Genomic DNA, 6,976 nt, shown 5'->3' with positions numbered 1-6,976 from the left:
ACCCGCGGCAACGGCACCATCGGCGAGGACGTTACCCGGAACCTGCGCACCATCCGCGAAATCCCCCTGCGCCTGCGCGCGGACGGCCCACCCGTCCCCGCGCGCATGGAGATCCGCGGCGAGGTGTACATGCCGCACTCCGGCTTTGAGGCGCTCAACCGCCGCCGCGCCGCGGAGGGGCAGGCCACCTTCGCCAACCCCCGCAACGCCGCGGCGGGCAGCCTGCGCCAGCTGGACCCCGCCATCACGGCCGGGCGCCCGCTGCGCTTCTTTGCCTACGCGGTGCAGATGGACGGGCGCGAGACGCCCCCCTTTGCCACGCAGTGGGAGCTGCTGGAGGCGCTGCGGGCGTGGGGCCAGCCGGTGAACCCGCTCGCCCGCCCCTGCGCCGGGCTGGAGGAAGTGCTCGCCTTCGTACGCGAGTTCGAGGGGAGCCGCGCGCGGCTGGATTATGAGGTGGACGGCGCCGTGGTGAAGGTGAATCCGCTGCGCCTGCAGGACGAGCTGGGGATCGTGGGGCAGCGGGACCCGCGCTGGGCCATCGCCTACAAGTACGCGCCGGACCTGGTGGTCACGACCCTGAAGTCCATCGAGCTGAACGTGGGGCGCACGGGGGCGCTGAACCCGTACGCCGTGCTGGAGCCGGTGGAGGTGGGCGGCGTCGTCGTAAAGCTGGCCACGCTGCACAACGAGGACGACATCCGCCGCAAGGACATCCGCGCCGGCGAAAAGGTGCTGGTGAAGCGCGCGGGCGAGGTCATTCCCCAGGTCGTGGGCCCCGTGCTGGAAGAAGGGCAGGAGCGCGCGGCGGAGTTCGCCATGCCGTCCGAGTGCCCCGCCTGCGCCACGCCGGTGGAGCGGCCGGAGGGCGAGGCCATGCTGTACTGCCCCAACAGCGCCTGCCCGGCGCGCATCTACTGGGGCGTGGTGCACTTCGTGTCGCGTTCGGCCATGGACATCCGCGGGCTGGGCGAGCGCACGGTGCAGACGCTGCTGGAGCGCGGCCTCGTGCAGGACGTGGGCGACCTGTACCGCCTGACGGTGGACGACCTGCTCTCGCTGGAGGGCTTCAAGGAAAAGTCCGCGCAGAACCTGCTGGCCGGGCTGGACGAGTCCAAGCAGCGCGGCCTGGGGCGCGTGCTCTTTGGCCTGGGCGTGCGGCACGTGGGCGAGACGGGCGCCATGCTGCTGGCCCGCGCCTTCGGGTCCATGGACCGGCTGATGGCGCCCGAGACAACGGCGGAGCAGTACGCGTCCGTACACGGGATCGGCAAGACGATGGCGGAGGCGCTGCGGGCCTGGTTTGACCAAGAGCGCAACCGCGAAACGGTCGCCAAGCTGGCCGCCGCCGGCGTGGTGATGACGGAAGAGGCCGCGGAGCCCGTGCAGGGCGCGTTCAGCGGCCGCAGCTTCGTGGTCACCGGCACCCTGCCCACCCTCACGCGCGGCGACGCGGGGGCGTTCATCGAGAGCCACGGCGGGCGCGTGGCCGGCAGCGTGACCAGGAAGACGGACTACCTCGTGGTGGGCGAGGACGCGGGCTCCAAGCTGGCCAAGGCCAGGGAACTGGGGATTCCGCAGCTCACCGAGGCCGAACTGCTGGCCCTGCCGGAAGCCCTGGCCGCCGCGGCGGAGGGGGCGGAGGACGCGCCGGACACCGACCCCGCCCCCGCGGATCCTGGATCCGCGGCACCCACCCTGGAACTGGATCTTCCATGAACTCCATCGCCGCGCCTTCGCGATTTCTGCAGGTTCCCGCCTCGCTGCTGGCCTCCGTGCGCACCGCCGTGGTGGGCGACCGCGAGCCCATGGAGGCGGTGACCGTGCTTCGCCAGTTGGGCTACGAGCTGGGCGAAGAGGTGTACGCCTCGCTGCAGGAGCGCGTGCAGCGCGACTTTGCCGGCGTGTCGTGGGCGCACCTGGATCCGGCGGAGTTCTGGCGCGCGGCGGCCACCTTCTTCAGCGACCGGGGATGGGGGACGCTGGAGTTCCGCGACCTGCACCCGGCGGTGGGCGCGCTGGAGCTGGCGGGATGGGTGGAGGCGGAGGCCGGGGGCGGGCCGCGCGGCAGCCACCTTTCCACCGGGCTGTTCACCGCGCTTCTGGAGCGGCTGGCGGGCGGCGGAATGGCGGTGATGGAGGTTCCGTCGGGAACGCCGGACCGCACACGCCTGCTCTTTGGGCGCGGCGACGTCCTGGGCCAGGTGTACGAGGGCATCCGCACCGGCCAGCCCGTGGAAGCCGTGCTCGCCACGCTCTGAGCGCGCCACCGAGCGTTCGACGACAGACAGCCCGCGCCCCTCGCGCGGGCTGTTCTTTCGCCCATGATCCCTGCCTCGCCTTACCTGCCCCCGTGGATTAACACTCCTCTCACAGTAACTTGGCATCCAGTTAGAAAGGTACAGAATGGGAGACAGCTACCAGGCTGATCATTTGGAGTTCAAGCTCTCGGAGCACGCCCCTCCATCGCGCGACAGGATGGATCAGCACCGATGGTGGATGATGATCACGGCGCGCGGTGGAGACCATCCGATGTTCCGGAAGGGGGCTTTCGGATTACAGTTCAAGCCCGGCGTGAGCAAATCAGAGGTAGAGGCACTCGAGAAGCAGCTGGGTCGCATAGTGGAGTCGCTGACCTACCAGGACGACCTGTGATGTAGAAAGGGCGACCACCCGAGGTTGGTCCCTGGAATCCGCGATCTCTGCAATGTGCAGCGATAAACGGAGACATTGGGGAGGAGCGTCATAGGTCCATTCAGCCGCGAGGCGTAATCGCGCGCACCGTTCCTCTTTCGCGCCGCATGGCGTACCTTGCCCGTTCACGCGAGGGGCGGGACGGCGATGCCGCCGCAGCTCGCTGCGTTCCTCATCCATCGAGTGCGAATGTCCCGCATCATCGCCCTGGACTACGGCGAGCGCCGCATCGGCGTGGCGGTCAGCGACCCCACGCGCACCATCGCGTCGCCGCTCACCACGCTGCAGCGCCGCGCCGGCAAGCGCCCGCCCTGGCCCGAGATCGGCGCGCTGATCGCGGAGCAGGAGGCCACCGAAGCGCTCATCGGCCTTCCCCTTCCCCTCTCGGGCGAGGAGAACGAGTGGGTGGCCGAGGTGCGCGCGTTCGGCGCGGAGCTGGAGCGGCGCACGGGGCTTCCGGTGCACTGGATGGATGAGCGGATGTCGTCGGTGCAGGCGGAGCGCGCGGTGCGGGGCTCCGGACTCAGGAAGGGGCAGCGGGAGGAGAAGGGCCGGGTGGATGCGGCCGCGGCGGCCATCATCCTGTCCAGCTACCTGGCGCTGCGGCGCAACCAGGCGATGAACGAGGCGGAAACGGACCGATGAAGTTCGGCAAGCGGATCTGGATGGCCGTGGCGGCGCTGTCGCTGGCGGCCTGCGGAAGCGGCGCGGGAACGGGAACCGCGGTGCGCTTCACCGTGCCGCGCGGCAGCGGCCTGTCGGCGCTGGCGGACACGCTGGAGGCGCGAAAGGTGATCGGCTCGGCCTCCACCTTCAAGCTGTACGCGCGGATCAAGGGCTCCGCGGCGCGGCTGCAGCCGGGGATCTACGAGGTGAAGCCCGGGGCCTCGTACGCGCTCATCCTGGACCGCATCACGCGCGGCGACGTGGTCAAGACGCGCATCGTGATTCCCGAGGGATGGGAACTGCGCCGCATGGCTCCGCGCCTGGCGCAGGCGACGGGGATGAACGCGGACACCGTCTTGGCGCGGCTGATGGATCCCGCGCTGGCGGAAAAGTACAGGGTGCCCGGCCCCACGCTGGAGGGATACCTGTACCCCGCGACCTTCGTGCTCCCCGCCGGCTCGTCGCTGGACCGCGTGCTGGAGGAGATGACGGCCCGCTACCGCCAGGTGTGGACGCCGGCCCTGCGGCAGCGCGCGCAGGCGGCGGGAATGAGCGAGCGCGAGGTGGTCACGCTGGCCTCCATCGTGGAAAAGGAGGCCAAGACCTGGTCGGAGCGCCCCACCATTGCCCGCGTGTACCTGAACCGGCTCAAGAAGGGGATGCGGCTGGAGGCGGACCCCACGGTGCAGTACGCGCTGGGCGAGCACCAGAAGCGGCTGATGCTCAAGCACATCCGCGAAGTGGCGGACGACCCGTACAACACGTACCGCCACGCCGGCCTTCCGCCGGGCCCCATCGCGTCGCCCAGTTCGGGCTCCATCGAGGCGGTGCTGAACGCGCCGGAGCACGACTACCTGTTCTTTGTCGCCCGGCCCAACGGAACGCACGTTTTTACCCGAAACTTCGCGGAGCACCGCCGCGCCGTAGCCGCCGCGCGCGCGGAAGCCCGTGCCGCCCGCCCGCCCGCGCCGCGATGACGGCGGGTCTCGCGGAACGCCTGCGGCTGATCGTGGTCACCGACCCGGACTGCGGCGGCCGCGACCTGGTGGACGTTGTCCGGGCCGCGCTGCGGGGCGGCGCGCCCGCCATCCAGCTGCGGATCAAGGACGCCGACGCGGGCCCCATGGCGGATGCCGCGCGGGCGCTGCTGGCGGAGACGCGGCGGGCGGGCGCGCTGCTGTTCATCAACGACCGTGTGGACGTGGCGCTGGCGGTGGGAGCGGACGGCGCGCACGTAGGCCAGAGCGACCTCGCCGCCGCGGACGTGCGGCGCATCGCCCCGCCCGGCTTTCTGCTCGGCGTCTCGGCGGAATCAGAAGCGCTCGCGCTGGCCGCGCAGGCGGACGGGGCGGACTACGTGGGCGTGGGCCCGGTGTACGCCACGGGGAGCAAGGCCGACGCGGGCCCGCCGGTCGGGTTAGAGCGGATCGCCTCGATCTCCGCCGCGCTCCGCATCCCGGTCGTCGGCATCGGCGGGATCGCCGCCGGCAACGCCGCTCCCGTGATCCGGGCCGGGGCGGCGGGTGTCGCGGTGATCAGCGCGGTGATGCGCGCGGCCGACCCGGAAGCCGCCACCCGCGCACTGCTGCGCGACTGAAGCGGAGCCGATCGGGGACGAGAAAGGCCGGAGCCGCGGTGTGCGCGGCTCCGGCCTCCGTTCATTCATCCCACAAGCGCGCTACCAGGACACGTCGCGTCCCTCGAGCTCGTACTTGGTAAGCATGCGGTGGATGGTCTTGCGGTCGATCCCCGCGGTGCGCGCCGCCTGCGAGATGTTGCCGTTGTGGCGCTTCAGGAGGTCGCGCAGATACTCCTTTTCAAAGACCGTGATGGCGTCGTTCTTGGCGTCGTGGAACGGGAGGTCCGCCGAATACGCCACCGCCTGCCGCCCGTTGGTGGGAATAGCCGACAGCTCCTCGGGCATGTCTTCAGCGTGGATCTCTTGGTCCGGCAGGCAGAGCGAGACAATGCGCTCCATCAGGTTCTGCAGTTCGCGCACGTTGCCCGGCCATGCGTACTCCACCATCAGCCGCATGGCGTCGGGGGCAAAGCGCAGGTTGCCGCGGTCGTACTCCTGCGCGTAGCGCCGAAGGAAGTGCTGGGCCAGCGTGGGAATGTCTTCGCGGCGCTGGCGCAGCGGCGGCAGCTTGACCGGGACCACGTTGAGCCGGTAGAGCAGGTCCTGCCGCAGCACGCCGTCGCGCACCGCCTGCTCGGGATCGCGGTTGGTGGCGCTGATCCAGCGAACGTCGATGGGGATCTCCACCTCGCCGCCCACCCGGCGGATGCGGCGCTCCTGAATGACGCGGAGGAGCTTGGCCTGCAGGTCCATGCTCATCTCCGACACCTCGTCCATGAAGAAGCTGCCCCCGCTCGCCACCTCCAGCAGCCCGCGCTTGAGGTTGTCGGCGCCGGTGAACGCGCCCTTCTCGTGCCCGAACAGCTCCGACTCCAGCAGGTGGTCGGGGAGGGCGGCGCAGTTGATGGCCATGAACGGCCGCCCGTTGCGCCGGCTGTTGGCGTGCAGCGCGCGGGCAATGAGCTCCTTGCCCGTTCCCGACTCGCCGGAGATGAACACGTTGGCATCCGTGGGCGCCACGCGCGACACCACGGAGAACACCTTCTGAATGCTCTCGCTGGTGCCGATGATGTTCTCGAAGCTGTAGTGCTTCTTGAGCTGGTCGCGCAGGTGGGCGTTGTCGCGCACCAGTTGCACCTGCTGCCCCGCCCGGCCGATGAGAATGCGCAGCTGCGTGGCCGTGAACGGCTTGGGAATGTAGTCGTACGCCCCGGCGCGAATGGCTTCCACGCTGCTGTCCACCGTAGCGAACCCGGTGATCATCACGACCAGCGTCTCGGGCGCGAGCTTCTTGATTTCCTTGAGCAACGCCAGCCCGTCGATGTCGGGCAGGTTCAGGTCGGTAAGAACAATGTCCGGGCGATGGCGCCGAACGGTCTCCAGCGCGGCACGGCCGCGCCCTTCGGTGAGGATGGTGTAGCCCTCACTGGAGAGAATCTGACCGCAGCTCTTGACCAGCAACTCCTCATCATCGCAGATCAGAACGCTGATCGGCGAGTCGGGCTGTGTGGCGTTGCTCATGAGATTGCGCGAGAGGAGCGGACCTGTTCGGTCCCAGCGGTTCAGATCGTGTCTGTGGATTGGGCGTCAATCTACGCGCTGAGCGCAGGTGGGGCAACCGTGCCGCATTGGGGCGTACCCGATCCACCCTTCCCGCGCTGCCTGGACAGCGATGCGCGCGCGAAAAGCTCCGTCAACCGCGTCTCTCACGGAGGTCACGGAGGTTGCACGGAGGTCACGGAGGAACTGCAGGGGCACCGGGCACTGGGCACTGGGCACTGGGCACCGGGCACTGGGCACTAGACACCGGGACAATGGAGAGGCTTACCGCCGCGGTCTACAAACGCAGAACCGCCCGCCCCGAGCACGGATGCTCGGGACGGGCGGTTCTGAAGATAAGGCCGGCGGCGCCGTACTCTCCCACCGGGTGGCCCCGGCAGTACCATCCGCGCAGCGGGTTTTCACTTCCGAGTTCGGGATGGGATCGGGTGGATCCCCCGCGCCATAGCCACCGGCCAAATGTCTCCGGGTCGGGTT

7 protein-coding genes and 1 rRNA gene are annotated in these 6,976 nt (G+C 69.7%); 6 read left to right on the top strand and 2 right to left on the bottom strand.

All coding sequences use genetic code 11. The features are described 5' to 3' along the window. The 6 genes from ligA to thiE form a co-directional block, all read left to right on the top strand. Positions 1-1,719: NAD-dependent DNA ligase LigA (gene ligA / locus VF665_RS21240; protein WP_331055472.1), on the top strand; the 1,719-nt coding region annotated here is incomplete at its 5' end. Beyond that, on the top strand, positions 1,716-2,261 hold the full coding sequence (locus VF665_RS21235; RefSeq protein ID WP_331055471.1) for a hypothetical protein: 546 nt from the start codon (positions 1,716-1,718) through the stop codon (positions 2,259-2,261). The genes ligA and VF665_RS21235, both read left to right, overlap by 4 nt. A 145-nt stretch (positions 2,262-2,406) precedes the next feature. Then, entirely contained in the window at positions 2,407-2,655 is a 249-nt protein-coding gene (locus VF665_RS21230) for a hypothetical protein (protein ID WP_331055470.1), read from the top strand. A gap of 228 nt (positions 2,656-2,883) precedes the next feature. Next, on the top strand, positions 2,884-3,339 hold the full coding sequence (ruvX, locus tag VF665_RS21225) for a Holliday junction resolvase RuvX (RefSeq protein ID WP_331055469.1): 456 nt from the start codon (positions 2,884-2,886) through the stop codon (positions 3,337-3,339). Then, a complete protein-coding gene (gene mltG / locus VF665_RS21220) occupies positions 3,336-4,337 on the top strand; it encodes an endolytic transglycosylase MltG (protein WP_331055468.1) in 1,002 nt (333 codons plus the stop codon). The genes ruvX and mltG overlap by 4 nt, the downstream gene beginning before the upstream one ends. Further along, positions 4,334-4,957: a thiamine phosphate synthase gene (gene thiE, locus VF665_RS21215; protein WP_331055467.1), complete on the top strand. Its 624-nt coding sequence runs from the start codon at positions 4,334-4,336 to the stop codon at positions 4,955-4,957. Before mltG ends, thiE begins: the two co-directional genes overlap by 4 nt. Before the next feature lie 81 nt (positions 4,958-5,038). Here the strand turns inward: thiE and VF665_RS21210 are convergent, their stop codons facing one another. After that, complete coding sequence (locus VF665_RS21210) at positions 5,039-6,460, bottom strand: sigma-54 dependent transcriptional regulator (RefSeq protein ID WP_331055466.1); 1,422 nt, start codon at positions 6,458-6,460, stop codon at positions 5,039-5,041. Positions 6,461-6,838: 378 nt separating this feature from the next. Next, positions 6,839-6,955: ribosomal RNA gene (rrf, locus tag VF665_RS21205) — 5S ribosomal RNA — on the bottom strand. Between the last annotated feature and the right edge of the window lie 21 nt (positions 6,956-6,976).

It is taken from the genome of Longimicrobium sp. (assembly GCF_036387355.1).
Lineage (GTDB): Bacteria > Gemmatimonadota > Gemmatimonadetes > Longimicrobiales > Longimicrobiaceae > Longimicrobium.
This window is presented reverse-complemented; position numbering and strand designations above follow the sequence as displayed.